The 17,833-nt window shown below is 51.5% G+C and carries 19 protein-coding genes; 15 read left to right on the top strand and 4 right to left on the bottom strand.

What is annotated here, in order from left to right:
- Positions 1-96 precede the first annotated feature (96 nt).
- The 3 genes from AC0YOB_RS33275 to AC0YOB_RS33265 form a co-directional block, all read right to left on the bottom strand.
- Entirely contained in the window at positions 97-387 is a 291-nt protein-coding gene (locus AC0YOB_RS33275) for a transporter (RefSeq protein WP_475796443.1), read from the bottom strand.
- A 40-nt stretch (positions 388-427) separates the two neighbouring features.
- Complete coding sequence (locus AC0YOB_RS33270) at positions 428-748, bottom strand: hypothetical protein (RefSeq protein WP_475796442.1); 321 nt, start codon at positions 746-748, stop codon at positions 428-430.
- 167 nt (positions 749-915) lie between these two features.
- Complete coding sequence (locus AC0YOB_RS33265; protein ID WP_475796441.1) at positions 916-1,860, bottom strand: substrate-binding domain-containing protein; 945 nt, start codon at positions 1,858-1,860, stop codon at positions 916-918.
- A 176-nt stretch (positions 1,861-2,036) separates the two neighbouring features.
- On the opposite strand from AC0YOB_RS33265, the gene modA reads away from it, so the two are divergent.
- The 8 genes from modA to AC0YOB_RS33225 all read left to right on the top strand — a co-directional run bounded on the left by modA (position 2,037) and on the right by AC0YOB_RS33225 (position 8,718).
- On the top strand, positions 2,037-2,840 hold the full coding sequence (gene modA, locus AC0YOB_RS33260) for a molybdate ABC transporter substrate-binding protein (RefSeq protein ID WP_475796440.1): 804 nt from the start codon (positions 2,037-2,039) through the stop codon (positions 2,838-2,840).
- 1 nt (position 2,841) lies between these two features.
- Complete coding sequence (gene modB, locus AC0YOB_RS33255) at positions 2,842-3,507, top strand: molybdate ABC transporter permease subunit (RefSeq protein WP_475796439.1); 666 nt, start codon at positions 2,842-2,844, stop codon at positions 3,505-3,507.
- Positions 3,508-3,730: 223 nt separating this feature from the next.
- On the top strand, positions 3,731-4,426 hold the full coding sequence (locus tag AC0YOB_RS33250) for an RNA polymerase sigma factor (RefSeq protein WP_475796438.1): 696 nt from the start codon (positions 3,731-3,733) through the stop codon (positions 4,424-4,426).
- Between the two features lie 25 nt (positions 4,427-4,451).
- Positions 4,452-5,129 carry an HD domain-containing protein gene (locus tag AC0YOB_RS33245; RefSeq protein WP_475796437.1) on the top strand — a complete coding sequence of 226 codons (678 nt, stop codon included), beginning with the start codon at positions 4,452-4,454 and terminating at the stop codon, positions 5,127-5,129.
- A gap of 187 nt (positions 5,130-5,316) precedes the next feature.
- On the top strand, positions 5,317-6,243 hold the full coding sequence (locus AC0YOB_RS33240; RefSeq protein WP_475796436.1) for an MBL fold metallo-hydrolase: 927 nt from the start codon (positions 5,317-5,319) through the stop codon (positions 6,241-6,243).
- A 131-nt stretch (positions 6,244-6,374) separates the two neighbouring features.
- The gene (locus AC0YOB_RS33235) at positions 6,375-7,373 is read left to right on the top strand and encodes a helix-turn-helix transcriptional regulator (protein ID WP_475790306.1); all 999 of its coding nucleotides are present in this window, start codon (positions 6,375-6,377) and stop codon (positions 7,371-7,373) included.
- Between the two features lie 156 nt (positions 7,374-7,529).
- Positions 7,530-8,171 carry a DUF2306 domain-containing protein gene (locus AC0YOB_RS33230; RefSeq protein ID WP_475790305.1) on the top strand — a complete coding sequence of 214 codons (642 nt, stop codon included), beginning with the start codon at positions 7,530-7,532 and terminating at the stop codon, positions 8,169-8,171.
- 79 nt (positions 8,172-8,250) lie between these two features.
- On the top strand, positions 8,251-8,718 hold the full coding sequence (locus AC0YOB_RS33225; RefSeq protein WP_475796435.1) for a VOC family protein: 468 nt from the start codon (positions 8,251-8,253) through the stop codon (positions 8,716-8,718).
- Between the two features lie 69 nt (positions 8,719-8,787).
- On the opposite strand, the gene AC0YOB_RS33220 is transcribed toward AC0YOB_RS33225, so the two are convergent.
- Positions 8,788-9,174: a hypothetical protein gene (locus tag AC0YOB_RS33220; RefSeq protein WP_475790303.1), complete on the bottom strand. Its 387-nt coding sequence runs from the start codon at positions 9,172-9,174 to the stop codon at positions 8,788-8,790.
- Positions 9,175-9,597: 423 nt separating this feature from the next.
- Between AC0YOB_RS33220 and AC0YOB_RS33215 the strand changes: the two genes are divergently transcribed.
- The 7 genes from AC0YOB_RS33215 to AC0YOB_RS33185 all read left to right on the top strand — a co-directional run bounded on the left by AC0YOB_RS33215 (position 9,598) and on the right by AC0YOB_RS33185 (position 17,828).
- On the top strand, positions 9,598-10,611 hold the full coding sequence (locus AC0YOB_RS33215) for an ABC transporter substrate-binding protein (protein ID WP_475796434.1): 1,014 nt from the start codon (positions 9,598-9,600) through the stop codon (positions 10,609-10,611).
- The gene (locus tag AC0YOB_RS33210) at positions 10,604-12,250 is read left to right on the top strand and encodes an AraC family transcriptional regulator (protein WP_475796433.1); all 1,647 of its coding nucleotides are present in this window, start codon (positions 10,604-10,606) and stop codon (positions 12,248-12,250) included. Before AC0YOB_RS33215 ends, AC0YOB_RS33210 begins: the two co-directional genes overlap by 8 nt.
- A 69-nt stretch (positions 12,251-12,319) precedes the next feature.
- Positions 12,320-12,706: a GNAT family N-acetyltransferase gene (locus AC0YOB_RS33205; RefSeq protein ID WP_475796432.1), complete on the top strand. Its 387-nt coding sequence runs from the start codon at positions 12,320-12,322 to the stop codon at positions 12,704-12,706.
- 126 nt (positions 12,707-12,832) lie between these two features.
- A complete protein-coding gene (locus AC0YOB_RS33200; protein WP_475796431.1) occupies positions 12,833-14,614 on the top strand; it encodes a sensor histidine kinase in 1,782 nt (593 codons plus the stop codon).
- Positions 14,589-15,380, top strand: coding sequence for a response regulator transcription factor (locus AC0YOB_RS33195; protein WP_475796430.1), 792 nt, complete (start codon positions 14,589-14,591; stop codon positions 15,378-15,380). Before AC0YOB_RS33200 ends, AC0YOB_RS33195 begins: the two co-directional genes overlap by 26 nt.
- A gap of 110 nt (positions 15,381-15,490) precedes the next feature.
- A complete protein-coding gene (locus AC0YOB_RS33190) occupies positions 15,491-16,843 on the top strand; it encodes an extracellular solute-binding protein (protein WP_475796429.1) in 1,353 nt (450 codons plus the stop codon).
- Positions 16,844-16,946: 103 nt separating this feature from the next.
- Positions 16,947-17,828 carry a carbohydrate ABC transporter permease gene (locus tag AC0YOB_RS33185; protein WP_210046842.1) on the top strand — a complete coding sequence of 294 codons (882 nt, stop codon included), beginning with the start codon at positions 16,947-16,949 and terminating at the stop codon, positions 17,826-17,828.
- Positions 17,829-17,833: the final 5 nt, after the last annotated feature.

The raw sequence follows: 17,833 nt of genomic DNA, 5'->3' as shown, positions 1-17,833 counted from the left end.
AGGTGTAAAAAATAATAAAACCGGGAAAGCCCCCGCTGAAAGGGAGCTCCCGGTTTTTTTGTCAGCCTTATAGCATGTAAAAGTTTCACGGCCGTATTAGACGCACGTAAACGATTCGATCCGCTGAAGATCGAGGCCGGAGAACATCCAGAAGAAACCGTTCCAGCGAAATCCGGCCACGGACGTCCGGCCGACGAAGACGGGGTAAAACCAGAAGCCTGGACCGCCGCGGGGCCAAATGTACGTATAACGGAACATGCAGCGGGAGATCGCGCCCGGATCAATGGCAAGCGTCGACGCTAGGGGCTGCACTGGGATGTTTTGAGGCGGCGGCGAAGAGGGGGGCTGCTGCCCGCCCTGCATTTGGAAGGGAGGCGTAAAGGCCAAGATAATCACTCCTTAGTGGTTGGTCAGTTGCCCTGCACCCTTAGAGCAGGGAGATGGTGAGAAGGTTAAACAGAACCAGAGGGAGCACAAATCTGTTGTAATAAGGATTAGGGGGAACGGGAAAGAAACCTCGGCTGTGGACCTCGTTCAACAGGCAGATGTAGACAATTCCCCTGTCGCAATGAACGATGTGTCCCTCGAAGACATCGCCGTCCATGGTCTCGATCCTGACCAGCCGGTTGGCGTGGCGGCCGCACAGCTGATGAAGATGGTCTCTAATGGACCGCAGCGTCTCATGATGGTTGGAATCACACTGATAGATCGGGCTCAGCTCGGGCTGAACCGTAGTTTTCGAGCTCATGGCAAAGACCTCCGTATTCATTCGAACATGGAGTATTCTATGCAGGAGCCCAGTCGGGCGTTACAGATGACCCGAACAGGGTTATCGCGCGGGGATGATCGGGCAGATTGCAGAGGTCAATACGTGGAGCTTCCCATTTACAATTCCAGCAGGGCGCTTGCGCCCGTTCAGGTTTCAAAAATCACTTCACCCGTGCGGGACAAGTCGTAGCCCTGGATGGATTTGAGCTCATGCTTGAAGGAATCGGACCGCAGGATTTGTTTTAAATATTCGATCCATTCGAGGTTTTGCGGCAGTTTTAGCATTACAAGATCATATCTTTCCGTAATCAGCGGGATAAAGTCAACCCCTGCCACCATATAGGCTGCTTTCTCGATTCCAACGCCAACATCGGCCTCGCCCAAAGCGACTTTTCCGGCAACGCCCATGTGATTGGATTCCTCTGTCTCATAGCCCTGCAGGTCTCCAGGCAGGATATGATGAAGCCGGAGCTGCTCGTCCAACAGGATGCGCGCCCCGGATCCCGGCTCGCGATTAACCAGGGAGAGACCCCGTCTGCTCAAATCCGCCCATGCCGTTATGTTTTTCGGATTTCCCTTTTGCACATAAATGCCTGCGGACCGCATGACGAGGTTGATGACCAGCAGCGGGCGGCCTGTAAGGATTTTGCGAATATAGGATATGTTGTACTCCCCGGTGTCTCCGTCAAGCAGGTGGGTGCTGACCAGATCAACCTCGCCCCGGTAGAGGGCGATCAAGCTGTCCAGGCTGCCTACATAGGAGCGTAGGGGGCGAATGGCTTTGGTCGTTTTTTCAAAATGCTTGGCCAGAATATCCAGACTTGCATCCTGGCCGGTGATGATCATGGATTTTACCCCTCCATGCTGGATGTCCCCACTCCTGGAGCCATGATCGGCCGACACCGCTGATGGCGCGAATGAATCCCCTTTTTCCCGCTTTTTATACGCCTCCAGATCCACCGCATCCACCCGCATCTGCCGGCCGACCCGATAGGAAGGGAGCTTTCCTTTTTTAATCAGATCGTAGACCGTCAGCTTGGAAATTTTCAAAAGCGCGGCGATTTCCTCGGTCGTATAGGAATCATTGTTCATTCGGCTGTCCACCTCAATGTATAGCTTGATGTATTCTATGATAGCAGGTTTTCATTTTTCCGTGAATATTTATGTCTGTTTATGTCTATTTATATGCAAACCTTATTAGATATATTTAAAATGCAAAGGATCTGTGCTAATATTCTTCCTATACCTATCAAGTTGTATAAGGCGGGATGAAGCGGATGAAAAAGAAATATTTCATTGTTTTTAGTTTGGTATTGATGATGGTGACGAGTCTGGTTCCGGCGGGTGCATTCGCTAAAGAAGCCCGGACTGAACTGGTGATCTCTGCAGCGGCCAGCCTTCAGGATAGTCTGCTTGCAATCCAGCCTCAATATGAGAAGGAGCATCCGGGGGTCAAGCTGTCCTTTAATTTTGGCGCATCCGGAACGCTCCAGAAACAAATCGAGCAGGGCGCGCCTGCCGATGTTTTCATCTCTGCCGGCGCCAAGCAGATGAAGTCGCTGGTGGATAAAGGACTCATCGATTCGGGCGATCAGACCACTATTCTTTCCAATGATCTGGTGCTGATCATGCCCGTTAATACCAAAATCAAGCTTGCGAAGCAAACCTCCGCAGAATTGACAAAAAGCGAATTCAAGCATGTTGCCATCGGGATTCCCGAGACGGTTCCGGCTGGACAATACGCGCAGGAAACGCTGCAATATTTGAAGATTTACGATAAATTGGGACCCAAGCTGGTGCAGGCCAAGGATGTCCGCCAGGTGCTCACTTATGTTGAAACGGGCAACGCGGACGCGGGATTCGTATACCGGACCGATGCTTTGACCTCCAAAAAAGTAAAGATCGTGCTTACGATCGCCCAGAAGGCCTATCAGCCGATTGTTTACCCTGCCGGCATCATTCAAGATACCAAGCATCTCGAAGAAGCAGCGGATTTCTACAGTTATATTCAAGGGAAGGCCGCAACAGCGGTATTCCTGAAATACGGATTTAAACTCCCTGCAGCATCTTGATATGACGATCAACTGGCATGATTTTATATCGCCTGTCCTATTGTCATTGAAGATCGGATTCGTCTCCAGCATTGCGGTGTTTCTGTTAGGGACTGCCGCCGCATGGCTGATGACGATAAAGCGGTTCTATGGCAAAACGCTGGTGGAAACCGCGTTTTTGCTGCCGCTGGTGCTGCCCCCGACGGTTGTCGGATTCGTGCTGCTCATTGTGATCGGCCGAAGAGGCTGGGTTGGCGAACTATTCGAGCGGCTTTTCGACAATACCCTGGTATTTACCTGGTGGGCTGGCGTTCTGGCTTCCATTGTCATTTCCTTCCCATTGGTGTATATGACCATCAAGACAGGCTTTCTCTCCATCGATAAAGACCTGCAGGATGCCTCGCGATCCATCGGCGCGGGAGAGTGGCAGGTGCTCCTGTGGGTAACCCTGCCTTTATCGGCCAGAGCGCTGGTGTCAGGCTATATCCTGGGTTTTGCGAGAGGGCTGGGGGAGTTCGGAGCGACGATCATGGTTGCCGGAAACATTCCGGGCAAAACCCAAACGGTACCCACCGCCATCTATGTGGCTGTCGATAATGGCAAAACGATGTTGGCCTGGTATTGGGTCATCTCGATTGTAATTACTTCATTTTTCATGTTGTTGATCGCGAATTTGAAGAAGAATTAAATGATAGTTGCCATATTGCGCTATTATGGCGTAATAGAGGAGCGGCTGCAGTCCTGATGGATGAGCCGCTCTTTTTTGCATTTCGAACCAATTCAGCCGCATCCTTGCAATACGGAACGCGGACAAGGAAAATACCAGTTATTTGTAGAATTTATTGAGGGATATAGTGAATCAGAAGACAATGGAAGCAAACGATTCCCACTTTGCGTGTGAAAGGATAAATATGGCGATATCCGACCTTGATCTGCCTCAAATCAAGCAGAAAATATACCGGTATTGTTTGCGGATTACGCAAAATCAGTGGGAGGCTGAGGACTTATCGCAAGAGGTTCTCATTAAGATATTTCGTGCGGTGGAAGCGGCCCCCTCCAGAACGGTAACGAATGCTTATCTGTATCGCATCGCCAGCAATGCCTGGAAAGATAAAATAAAGATGGATAGTCATCGTGTGCAGATAACCGACGCGGCTTTGATCGATACAGCCGTCCATGATGGAGAACTATCCACACGGGAGCTGCTGGAGGCTCTTGCTGACCGGATATCGCCACGGGCTATGGTCATTCTTTTGCTGATGGATGTGTTTGATTTTACAGCCAAAGAAACGGCAGAATTCCTTTCATCCACAGAAGGAACCATACAAGTGACATTGGGACGTGTACGGACAAAGCTGAAGAAGCTGGCGCTGCTTGCGGAAATGGATATGAAGCCGGGAGCGCATGATCGGAATTCGCATTCAGGGTTACTGGATCTGGACTCGCTTGTGGAAGCCTTTAAACGGAGAGATCCTGAAGCGATATGCAAATCGTATCTGGGACTTGTCAGGCAGCGGGTGAGAATCAGCAAATTAAGCTGGGTAGAGGGCAAGCTTGCTTTCTATATTGAGGATCCTGATGGAAACCGGTTCTTGGTGGCGGAATAATAAGATAATTAAGGGGAGGCTGATTATGAAAGGTCCGGATTATAATTTCGATCAACAAGAACAGGTGCAGGTCATTGAGGCCGCGGAACGATTTGCCAAAATGGCCCTGGAGAACGATCCAACGGGGCATGATTGGTGGCATATCTACCGGGTCGTCAATATGGCAGGAAGATTGGCGCGGGAGGAAGGAGCCGACCGCTTTATCTGTGTGTTGACCGCGCTGCTGCATGATGTTGCGGATGAGAAGCTCAACGAGTCCAAGGAAGCGGGACTCCGGAAGGTCAGCGATTGGCTGGAATCCCAACCACTATCAACCGTGGATCAAGAGCATGTGATGGAGATCATCTCCACGATGTCTTACAATGCCGGGACAAACCCGCCCATGCGTACGTTGGAAGGAAAAGTGGTGCAGGATGCGGATCGTCTTGACGCGATCGGGGCCATAGCAATCGGAAGAACGTTCCTCTACGCGGGATGGAAGGGCCATCCGATTCATGACCCGCACCTGCCGCCGCGCGATGCAATGACAACCGGGGAGTACCGCCAGGATAAAAGCTCGGCCATCAATCATTTTCATGAAAAGCTCCTTAAGCTCAAGGACCGAATCAATACCTCTTCGGCCAGAGTGATCGCGGAGGAGCGGCACCGCTATATGGAGCAGTATGTAGAGCGGTTTTATCAGGAGTGGGAAGGGCAAGTGTAAGCGGGAATGCAGGCGCTGCAAGTAATAATAGTTATTCAGGGGCTGTGACAGGCTGCCGCAAGGCAGCTTGCTGCAGCTCTTTTTTTCATAAATGGTGTTGAAAATAAAACCCTTCTTGTTGACACTCTGTTGTCAACAAGGATGGTCTAAGATAAGTATAAATTTGGTAATGAAAGGGGATATGGAAATGAATCGGAAGTTGGAGATGCAAGATACGGGTGGAAATCAGCGGGCAATAACAAACTCCGCAGAAAATTTCTTTGTGAATTCAGCTTGCATTGGCTGCGAAGTCTGCGGTCAGTTAGCGCCGGATATATTTTCTGTAACAGACAGTCATGCGGTCGTCACACAGCAGCCTGAGCAGCAGGAGGATAAGCGCCGCGCTTTCCATGCATTGTTGGCCTGCCCGACAGCAGCCATAGGCAGCTGGGAGAAAGAAGGACTCTCCACAGCGTTAACGGACTTTCCGCTATGGCTAGCGGAGAATGTATACGATTGCGGCTTTACATCGGCCAAATCCTATGGGGGCCACAGCTACTTCATTGTGCATCCGGATGGCAACTGGCTGATTGATTCCCCCCGCTTTGTTCCGGCCTTGGCCAAAAAGCTCTCAGAGCTGGGAGGGGTGCGAACGATCTTTCTCACACATTATGATGACGCCGAGCATGCCGATGCCGTTATTTATGCCAAAAAGTTCGGAGCAGAGCGTATTGTTCATATCGAGGAACAGTCAAGGATCGGGGAACAGTCAAAGACTTCACAGCCGGAGGCAGCCGAGCATTTAATCGAAGGGAACGCCCCGGTAAACTGGCATCCGGATTTCCGGTTTCTAATCGTCCCGGGACATACCAAAGGTCATATGGTACTGTTATATAAAGGAAAATTCCTGTTTACGGGAGATCATCTCTTCTGGCATAAAAGGACCCAATCCCTTGGAGCCATCCGCGAATACTGCTGGTATTCCTGGCCTGAGCAGGTGAAGTCCATGGAGCGCCTGGCTAAAGAAGAGTTCGAGTGGGTTTTGCCGCGTCACGGGGACCAGATTCAACTCGAAGAAAGTCAGATGAAGCCAGCAATGGAACGGTTGCTCCAGCATATGAATGAGATCGACTGAACCGCCGCGGCTTGGCGTGGGGCGGTGTCTTGCACGAATTGCTGCTGCCTCGTGCTGAGAGCGTCCGGCACCGTGCCGGAGTATGGGCGAATCGCCGCTTAGGGTGAATATTCGGAGTGGGAGGGGCTGCAATGAAGCTGGAACGGCTTATGGCGATCACGATGCTTCTTTTAAACCGCAAACGTGTGCAGGCGCAGGAGCTGGCTGATCGGCTGGAGGTATCCTTGCGTACGATTTATCGTGATATGGAGTCATTGAGTCTCTCCGGAATTCCGATTGTATCGCACACGGGGACGGACGGCGGCTTTGAAATCATGGAAGGCTATCGGCTGGACCGCCAAATGCTTACTTACGATGAACTGACTGCCTTGATCACCGCTCTGCGGGGTCTTCAGTCGACGCAAGCGATGGATCGCCTGAATATGGATCGTCTGCTTCAGAAAGTCGGCGCATTGGTCTCACAGGCGGAACAAGGGCGTCTGGCTGATCGCGATCACATACACATTGACTTTACTCCCTGGAAGAACAGTGAGTCCGAACGAAACAAATATGACGCTCTGCTCAAGGCTGTACAGGACTATAAGTTGATCAGCTGTGCGTATACCGACAGCCAAGGGGGGAATACGAAGCGGTGCATTGAGCCGATAGGGCTGGTGCTCCGGCGGTACGATTGGTACCTGCAAGGCTATTGTCTGGACCGTGAGGATTATCGGACATTCAAGCTTTCCCGTATCCGGGGCCTGAGCGTGTTGGAAGATTCCTTCCAACGCAGGAATGTGCCGCTTTCCAATCTGAATGAACGATGGAAAGCGCCCGGGTATACGGAGACAATCGACCTTGTACTCAGATGCTCAGGCGAGTCTATAGCTTCGGCTGCGGACCATTTTGACGAGAGTGAGCTGGAAAGGCTGCCTGATGATTCCATTATGGTGCGGACTACACTCCCGAATGAGAAGTGGGTGATCGGTTTTTTGCTGCATTTCAAGTCCGATGTGCTCGTTCTTGAACCCGCTTACATTGCGGCAGAGGTCAGGAGGGTAGCGCTGGAGATATCCGCTTTGTATCGCGATTCCGGACAGAGAAGTGTGATGGGCAGCCCGGAAGAACCGTCAGAGGTTAGAGGCCGGTAACGTGGGGTTTTTCACTTGAGAGCTGAGGGAGGCCGGGTTCAGCCGGTTCTTTTTATGGATTTTATACTTTATTTATAGTTTGTTTACAGATTGCAGAGAGCGGGGGATTAAGATAAGAATAAGAACGTCAGCAGAATGAAGCCTGGAGTGGAATTCGTGAAACAGAAGAAAAGCTGGTGGATTTTGATTTTGGTCTCTTTTGGAATTATGATCCCGTTCATGGTTCCCTATTTGACCCTGAACCCTGCGAACAGCCGTATTAGCATTACATCGGGGACGGTGCAGTATCCGGTGCTGGTTGCTCATATTGCTTTTGCGTGTATAGCGTTAATCGCAGGGTTCCTTCAATTTGCGGACCGTATACGGCTTCACCGCCCCAAGCTGCACCGCTATGCGGGCCGGGTTTACGTAGGAAGTGTTTTGACAAGCGGGCTTCTTGCCCTGGTATTGGTCTTCTATGTCGGGGATTTCACCAAAGCTGTGTCTTTCCTGGTGTTATCGATTCTGTGGATGCTCACATGCTGGAGAGGTTACCGGACCGCTGTTCAACACAAATTCGACGAGCATCGCATATGGATGATACGCAGCTTCGGGTTCACGTTAGTGGCCGTGAGCGCCAGGCTCCTGGTGCCCCTTCTTCTTCTGACCTACTATATGTTGAATAATTTCTCCCTGCCGGGAGGCCGGGAAAGGATGGTCGGGGAAGTATTGAACGTGAACATCTGGGCCGGTATCGCCTTGAATGTCGTCATTACAGAGTGGGTTGTGCTGCGAAAAATCAAGAGAGCAGGAATATAAAATAATTTTCGTCCCTGTTTGGTTTTCATTCGCATTCTCGTTTATTAGAGGTGAGTCTATTAGGGAAAGGGTGTTAGGTATGTCAAGTAATAAGCTGCAAGGCAATGGCTTGAAGTGCATCTGCTCGGTGTATGTGCCTGTTAAAGACCCGATCAAATCTGCCCATTGGTGGCAGCAGCATTTCGGGTTGGATTTTGCCGTTCCTTTCAACCCTGAGGAAGCGCAAGCGATCATGAAGCTTTCTGACGGACAATGGCTGCATCTGGTTGAAACGAAAGGCAATATTGATAATCGATTTGTCAACAAAGCAGGCTACGAAATGTTCCGCTTAACCTTTGAAGTCAGGCAGATCGAGGTGCTGCATGATCATTTGCTGGCGAATGGCGTGAAGGTTGACGAGCTCAAAGACCGGGGCAGCTGCGGCATTAACTTTGTATTTTTCGACCTGGATGGGAATAAATTTGATATCAATGAAAATGTGAGCGTGCAGCGGGGACCCGAAGAAATTGACAAAGTGAAGCAGCATTTATTCTCGCATGCGAGATAGGAAGGGCAAAAAAAAAGGAAAATGCGATCCCAAAGGACGCATCTTCCTTTTTTTGTTTGTAATCGATTATTAATAAGGTGCGGATATGGCAACCGCTTGGTAGGATTTCGTTCCATAGTTCCATACAATATAAGCAATTACACAGCCATCGTTTGCGGTGATGCTCGTTGAATAGGGGCTGCCTGCATCCGCCCACTGCCATCCGCCGTATTTATAGGTGCCGGAAGGATCGTTTTGAGCATTCTCCGCATTCTCAAAAACGCCAACCCAGTCCCACCTTCCATAAACTTGAGGCGTTACGCTCCAATTAAGTATAAAATCTCCTTCATGTACCCCCAAATTAACAGAATAGGAAACGTTACTTTCGGATGCCTGCAACGGTGCTGCTTGATCCTGCAGTAGTTTGGCTTGTTCTGCCGGATTCTCGGCTCTTGCAATTAGATCTTCACTCATCAATTATGCCTCCCATCAAATATAAATCTTTCTATATTTTAGAATAATTACATTTTATGTATATGATTCTAAAGTATGCAACATGCGGCAAACCAGAAAATAAAGCGTTGGATTTTGCAGCTGATACCACATCAAATCAGGTTATGTGTTTTGCTTCTCCTGCAGCAAGGTGATCCAGGCCTTTGTTTATTCTCTCGTACTTAAATACTGCCATCTCCAATCAGGAGTTCTCCGCTGCCGAGCCGCCCATGCGGGGCCATTGCTCAACTCTTGTCCGTTTGCCCGTGCAGGACGCTTCGCAACTATGCGGTCATTTTGAAAAAGAGAGCATTATCGGTTATTCACAAATGGGACGTATCCTACTATACTGTTTATAGAGAGAATGATAATCAATATCAATTAAAACGAGTAGGGAGTTAGAAAAAAATGAAGGTCATAAACCGTTTCATGTACACTGCTATCACGATTGTAATCATCAGCATGCTGGCTGCATGCGGCAGCTCTGTCAACGATCCGGAGACATCCGCCTCTGCAAATACGGAGCAGCCTGCCAACGCCGCAGACACTGCAAACTCCGCAAATACTGCGGACACGGAAGGAAGCGCTCCGGCCGATGCCGACTCATTCCGTCTGCTGACGGATGTCATGGGCCATGAAGTGAAGGTGCCGACCCATCCGCAGCGCGTTATTGCTCCATTCATAGAAGATCCGCTAACAGCCCTCGGCATAAAGCCCGTTGCCCAATGGGGCGCAGCGGGCGTTCCGCAGCATTATTTGCAGGACAGGCTGGCGGATGTGCCGGTACTGGACATGGCGGGAGGCTTGAAGCCGGAAGAAACGCTTTCTTACAATCCGGATCTCATTATTTTTCTGGCTCCAACCTATCTGGCCAACGGCACCTACGAGCAGTATGCCAAAATAGCACCAACCTTCGTGCTGTCCGACAATGAGGCTGATTGGAGAGGAAATCTTCAGAAGCTCGGCGCTTTGCTTAATCAGGACGAAGCGGCGGAGAAGGCGATTGCCGACTACGATCAGAAGCTAAAAGAAGCCAAGGAGCAGCTGGGAAGCATACCCGGCAGCAAGACGGCCATTCTCATGCAGGCGGGCGACGAGAAAGGCTTCAAGCTGTTCGGCCCCAAATTTTATGGAGGCTCGATACTCTATGAGGCGCTAGGCTTCAAGCAGCCTCAGGTACTTAAGGGCGACTACGAGACCTACTCTCTTGAGACACTTGCACAGTTAAACGAGGTCGACTATATCTTCGTGATTTCGGGCGAGGGACGCGCCAAGCCGCCGGTTGACAACCCCTTGTGGCAGGGATTGCCTGCGGTCAAAGCAGGCCGCGTCTTCGAGGCGGATTCCGGGCATTGGTTCAATGCCAATCCGATTGCGAACGGCTTGATGATTGACGATGTATTACGGGATATTCATGAATAACAGGCGCGAAATCGACCTGCAGCATTCTGCTGCGGGTCTCATTTGCTATAAGCTGCTGAATGTCGGAATCGTCAGGAGCACCTTGCGTTCTCCCCTGCAGGAGCGTCATTTCGTAGAGACGAAGTCCCATCTGCTCATTCTCACTACTGCCCGCAGCGGGCAATTGGTCATCGATGGACGCCCCTGCCCCCTTCGCCCCGGAGCGGTATTCGTCTGTTCGCCCGGCCAATTAGTTGAAGTGACCAACTTTTCAGGCGGCGAATCGGGGCTGCTGCTGCTCTATTTTCAGATACATATCCTGCCGCCGGAAGAAGGGGCCGTTATCTCCTCGCCGCCGCCGGAAGCTGCTTTCCCTTTTTTGGGTGAAGCCCTGGTAAGCCCGACTTCACTGGTCATCCAGCTGTTCGACATGATAAGCTCCAATTGGAACGAAGGGGTTTCCTCGGCAAGGCTTCGCTGTGAAGCGGGACTCCTCGAGCTTCTCAGCCTTGTATTGGGTTATCAGGAGCAGCAGGTGGCCCTTGCGCTTGAGAGCGCCCGCCTGGAACTGGAGCGGCATTACCGGAGCGAAATCACCATAGACAGGTTGGCGGGTATCGCCGGTCTGAGCCGGTATCATTTTATGCGGTTATTCAAGGAACGCTATGGCAGAGGCGTTATGGAATACCGGACGGATCTCCGGCTCATGGAAGCCAAACAGCTTATGGAAGGACCGGCTGCCCTCCCGTTAAGCAGCATTGCCTATCAGATCGGCTATAAGAATGAGAACTATTTCAGCAGCCTGTTCAAAAAGCAGACCGGCATTGCCCCAGCTGTCTACCAGCGCAACCAGAAATGCAGGATTGCCGCCTACAGCTGGATCAATTTCGGACAGCTGCTTGCGCTGCAGATCATTCCCTTCGCCGCGCCGTTCGATCAATACTGGACGGATTACTACAGAAACAGGTACAAATATGAAGTAAAGGTGCCCTTAAGCCATCAGTATGAATTCAACCGCGAGGCATTGCGCAAGGCGGAGCCGGACTATATTATCGCTATGGACAGTCTGATTCCGCCGGAGGAGCAGGAGAAGCTTCGGCATATTGCGCCGGCCCTGTTCCTTTCCTCGGAGGAGGATTGGCGCCAGCATCTGCTGCGCATAGCGGAATTTCTGGGAAGAGCGGAAGAGGCGCTCCAATGGCTGAACCGATATAACCGCAAAGCGGCCGCGGTACGGGAACAGCTTAAGCCCGTTGTAGGCGGAGATACCGTGCTGGTTCTCCTGATCAGCCGCGACCAGCTGCATGTTTGGGGAAGCAGGGCGGGAACGGTGTTGTATGATGATCTGCAGCTTGCCATGCCGCAAGCTGTGGCTGATTTTGATTGGAAGAAGCTAATTCGACTGCATGAGCTGGAGGCTTTCCATGCGGACCGGATTCTGCTTCATGTTGAGGGGGACGATGTCTCGCAAGCCGCATGGAGCATGCTGTCCCAGAGGGATGGCTGGAGAAATCTAAAAGCCGTTCGGGAGAACCGGGTTCACCTGATTTCCGGCTATCCGTGGTTCGAGGTCCCTTGGAGCGAGTATACGGCGGATAATTATGACCGTTTTATTGGAGAGGTGCCGGGGTTGTTTGACAGCGGCGCCTTTCTAAACTAACAGGCAGGAATCCTTTCTGATCGTTTTTAAAAGACATTTTCATACCTAATGCGGAAAGAGGCGAACCCATTGCACGCGATACTAATCAACCCTCCCATTAAAAACCACGAGGTGCCCGACCTGAGAGAGCTGGTCGGCTGGGAGAGACGGGATCAAGACTTCCCGGCTTTATTGGAAAAATGTTATTTCTGGGCTGGATTGAGGGATGCAGACGATACCCTTATTGCTTTTGGATATATTTGTGGAACGGGATTACAGCATGGCTATATGGAGGACATCATGGTGCACCCGGGTCACAGGAAGCAGGGGGTTGGCGTGGCCCTGGTAAACGGCTTATTGAGGGAAGCGGAGCGAAGAGGGCTGGAGATTGTAACAGTGACCTATGCTCCCGAGCATGCCGAGTTTTATAAGCAAGGCGGGTTTATCCCCTGCCCTGGCGGAATTTGGAGAAAATAATTTTATACTTGTTTGCATGCGGTCCCGCTTATCTAACCTGACGGTTAGACAGACGGGGCTTTCTTTTTTCTCATGTAATTATGTATAGTAGTGTCTACAACGACATGACGGAAGGGAGTACAGGATTTGATCAACCTCGGACGCTTAAACACGCTGCGCAATCAAATCTTCCTCGGTTTCATGCTCGTTATGGTGATCGTGCTGACATCAGTGGGGGTTTTTATGTATGATCAGGTCTCTGTCCTGCTGCGCAACAGTGCGGAAAAGCATATTCAACAGACCGCCGTTCAGGCGACGGGCAAGCTGGATGTGCTGCTGCAGCAGATTGACACGCTCACAGGGCAGGTGGCGACGAATGCATCGGTCCAGCGGCTGCTGACGCAGGAGACCGAAGGGAACCCGATCAGCTTCGAAGAGCGGCAATCGCTCCAGCAGGAAGTGCGCAAGTATGAGGCGTATGCCACCGGCATACGTTCGCTTGAGCTGTATACGACCAATTACCAGCGGCTGCTGCCGCTCGATGACGTCAGTTTGAACAGCCGTGTGCCGGATGAATGGATCCGCCGTGTGGACGATGGAAGAGGCCGCCTTATCTGGTTCGGACTTGATCCGCGGGATCCGGATGTTGTTATCGCGATCCGCAGCATCCGGCTGATCGACCGCTCGTTCTCGCATGCCGGATATATCATGGTTTATATTGAGAAAAGCAATTTTCAGCTTACGGATCGTGCCTCGGCTGCCGGGAGCGGGACGCGCGAATCGATGGGGCTGTTCGATGAGGCGGGGCAGCAAATCTTTTCCGATTTCACCACAGAGGCGGATGCGGCTGTGATGCTGAATCATGGGGGAGAGACGATTACAGTGGGCGGCGAGGATTATATTGCCGTTCAGAAGCTGTCGGAGGCAACAGGGTGGAAGCTGGTCATCCTGACTCCGGTCGATTATGCGACAGAAGGCATCTCCGTACTCCGCACGGCTGTTATCGTATCCGGCGCTGTCGGCGGCTTGCTGTTTCTTGTTTTTACCTTTATTCTATCGACCATGATTACGCGCCCGATCCTGAATCTGATCAAGGTGATGCGCGGCGCCCGGTTCGGGACGCTCAGGCCAAGTACGATAACGTCCACGACGATGGAAATCAACGAGCTTAACAATACGTATAACCAGATGGTCGTTTTTCTCAACGAATTGATTGAAGTCGTATATCAGAAGGAAATCATCCAGAGCCGTACCGAGCTCAAGGCGCTGCAGGCGCAGATTAATCCGCATTTTCTGTTCAACACCCTGGAAGCCTTCTATTGGGCCCTCGATGAAAAAGGAGAAGAGGAGCTCGCGCAAATTGTCGTCGACATGTCGGGGTTATTCCGGTATGTGATCAACCGGACGGACGATGACGAATGGGTGACGATCGGGGATGAGCTGGATCATGCCGAGCGGTATTTGAAAATCATGAAAATGCGCATGCTCGACAGGCTGTCGTGGCGGATTGATTCGGATGCCGCCAGCCGAAGCGTGCCGCTGCCGAAGCTGCTGATTCAGCCGCTCGTCGAGAATGCAATTTTACACGGAGTGGAGCAGCGGGTAGGTCCGGGCAGCGTAATCCTGCGCGTCGAGCCCTCCACTCGTCCTGGATATACGCTCGTAACGGTAACCGACGATGGCCCGGGCATGGATGCCGATAAACTCCGTTCCTTGTATGCTTCCATGCAGGCTGGCCGCAGCAGCTCCTCCAAGGGCAAAGGAATAGGCATTGCCAACGTAGAGCGGAGACTCAAGCTCATTTATGAATCGGAGTCAGGCGGACTGGATATCCGGAGCGGGGAAGGTCAAGGCACTGCCGTCTCCTTCGAAATACCGAATGAATACAGGGAGGATATTAGACGTGAAGACGATATTGATCGTGGATGATGAGCCAAGAACGAGAGAAGGCGTTTGTAAAACATTGAAAGCGTGGTCATTGGGCCGACATCATATCGAGACCGCATCAAGCGGTGTTGAAGCGCTGGCATGGCTGCAGGAGAACGATGCGAACCTTCTCGTAACGGATATACGGATGCCGGAGCTCGGGGGACTTGATCTGGTAGAGAGGATCAGCGGCATGGCTCATCCGCCGGTCGTCATCTTAATCTCCGGCCATCCGGAATTCGATTATGCGCATAAGGCGCTGCAGTTTGGCGTCGTGGAGTATTTGCTGAAACCGCTGGATAAAATAAAGCTGGTTCAGGCGGTGGAGCTGGCCCTTGCGCGCGAGGAAAATATGAATCGGATCCAGCGGATGGAGAAGCTGGTCGATTCGAAGCTGATGGGAACGGCGCAGCAGGACAAGGTCTACAGCGTACAGGTGCGCGAGGCAATCCGTTACCTGGATGAGCATCTCCCGGAGTCGGTATCGATGAGCGAAATGGCGGATCATCTACATATGAACGCCAGCTACTTCAGCGTCCTGTTCAAGGAACAGACGGGGCTGACGTACAGCGAATATTTGACCAGACGCAGGGTGCAGCTGGCCAAAGAGCTGCTCGCGAACACGCGGCTCTCCATTGCCGAGATCGCCGAACGGGTCGGCTACCAGACGGCCAAATATTTCGTGAAGGTCTTCCGTGCCCTCGAAGCAGTGAGCCCCGGTCAATTCCGCCAGGGCATCATGGATTCCAAGGAGGATCGAATCCAATAATAGTGGTATTAGTCCCAATCCCTGTGACCTTATGGCGCTGCCGCGACCTTGCTATACTTTTATTAAGCGGTTTCAAGCCGCCTGACATCAATAGAAATGGGGTTGTAAACGTGTTCAACAAAAAATGGACGGTACTGCTGCTGACATTAAGTCTTGCTCTGTTTGCCGCGGGCTGCGGCCAAAGCGGGAACGGCGGGAATGGCGGAAATGGCGGAAATGAAAGCGCCGGTGAATCCCAAGGCGGCGCAAACGAAGGCGCCGAGAAGATTACAATCAACTTCATGCATCTGTGGCCGGAAGGCGTATCCGCCGGACAGAATAAAATCGTCAATCAGATCATTACGGAATATCAGACCGAGCATCCGAATGTAACGATCAAGCAGGAAGTGCTGGAGAACGAGCAGTACAAGAACAAGCTGAAGGTGCTGTCCGCATCCAATGAACTGCCGGATGTAGGCGTAACCTGGGCAGCGGGATTCCTGCAGCCTTACGTGGATGGACAGCTGTTCGCACCGGTAGACGATCTGCTGAGCGGCGAGCTGAACGGGAAATTCGTAGCGGGCACAACAGAAGCCTATGCGATTGGCGGTAAAACGTATGCGCTTCCACTGGAGTTCAACATCGCGCCGATCTATTATAACAAAGCTATCTTCGAAAAATATAAGCTTGAGATTCCGCAAACCTATGATCAATTCAAGGCTGTTGTGAAAACGTTGTCCGACAACGGCGTCGCTCCGATTGCGCTCGGCAACAAGGACCGCTGGACCGGATCGCTCTGGTATATGTATCTGGCTGACCGCATCGCAGGCCAAGAGGCCTTGACCCAAGCGTTCAGCGGCGCCGGATCATTCAAAGACGAAGGGCTCGTGAAGGCCGCTGCCGAGGTTCAGTCGCTTGTTGACAGCAACGCCTTCATCAAGGGCTTTAACGGCTTGTCGAACGAGGAGGCCAAGTCTGAGTTCCTCAACGAAAAAGCCGCCATGTACATGATGGGGACATGGGAGCTTCCAAACTTCACGACAAACGAAGATATTCCGCAGGAGTTCCGCGACAGCGTAGGCTTCTTCAAATTCCCGACAGTCGATGGCGGAAAAGGGAACATCGACAGCTGGGTAGGCGGTCCGGGCGTAGGATTATTCGTCGCCGAGAACTCCAAGGTCAAAGAAGAAGCGAAGGCATTCGTGGAATACTTCGTTACCAAATGGGGCGATCAATCCGTAACCGGAGCGGGTGTTATTCCGGCAACGAAGGTTGATACGGCCTCGCTGCAGCTGCCGCAGCTGTACATCGATTTGTTCAATGAAATGAATCAGGCAAGCAGCATCACGTTGTTCGCAGACGTTCAACTGCAGGCGAACGCTGCGGAGACGCATCTTAATATGATCCAGGCGCTCTTCGGCAAGGAGACAACGCCGGAGAAATTCTCGGAGGAGCATGACACGGCCGTCTCCCAAGGCAAATAATGGTTTTTGACAATTGTGCAAATGGAGCCGGACTTGAAACCCGTCAGAACCGCGGTCTCAAGCCCGGCTCCAAATGACTGTTAAAGAAAGGAGCCTGGCCAACTTGGATAAAGTGCTTTCCAACAAAAAAATAATCGCATTGTATGTGCTGCCTTCCCTGCTTCTGATTCTGGCTATTATCTACATTCCGATTGTTCTGACGGGCTATTACGGGTTAAACGAATGGAATGGAATAGGCGCCATGAAATTCATCGGGCTGGACAATTACGCAGCCTTGATCAAGGACCAAACGTTCTGGAACAGTGCCTGGCACTCGTTTCTGCTAGCCTTATTTTCCGGCATCAGCCTTATTTTCTATCTGATTGTTGCTATGGTGCTGGCCGCCCGCATCAGGGGTGCGAATCTGTTCCGCAAAATCTACCTGATTCCTATGCTGCTGTCGTCCGTTGCGATTGCGCAGCTGTGGCTTCGAATTTTCCACCCGACGAACGGGATTGTGAACAGCTTACTGGAATCCATCGGCATTGCGAACCCTCCCGCCTGGCTTGCAGAACCTTCACTTGTTTTGTTTGCCTTGTTTATTCCGATTTTATGGCAATATGCGGGTTTCTATATTCTGATTTATTACGCTGCGCTCAAGAATACCCCGGCTTCTCTGGAGGAAGCGGCGAAGATCGACGGAGCCAACGCGCTGCAAATCGCATGGAAAATCAAGCTGCCGCTAATTATGGAAGTGTTCAAAGTGACTATCGTGCTGGCGGTTGTCGGTTCATTAAAATATTTTGACCTGATTTTCGTTATGACGGATGGGGGTCCCAATGGCGCGAGCGAGGTCATGGCATCTTATATGTATCATGAGGCTTTCCGGGCTTATGATTTTGGCTATGGCAGCGCGATTGGCTTCTTCCTGCTTGTTATCTGCCTCGTCGTCACTTGGGTCATTCGTAAGCTAACGGTTACGAAAGATACGATCCAATACTCATAAGGAGG

The sequence above is a fragment of the Paenibacillus sp. JT31N17 genome (assembly GCF_056269255.1).
This window is presented reverse-complemented; position numbering and strand designations above follow the sequence as displayed.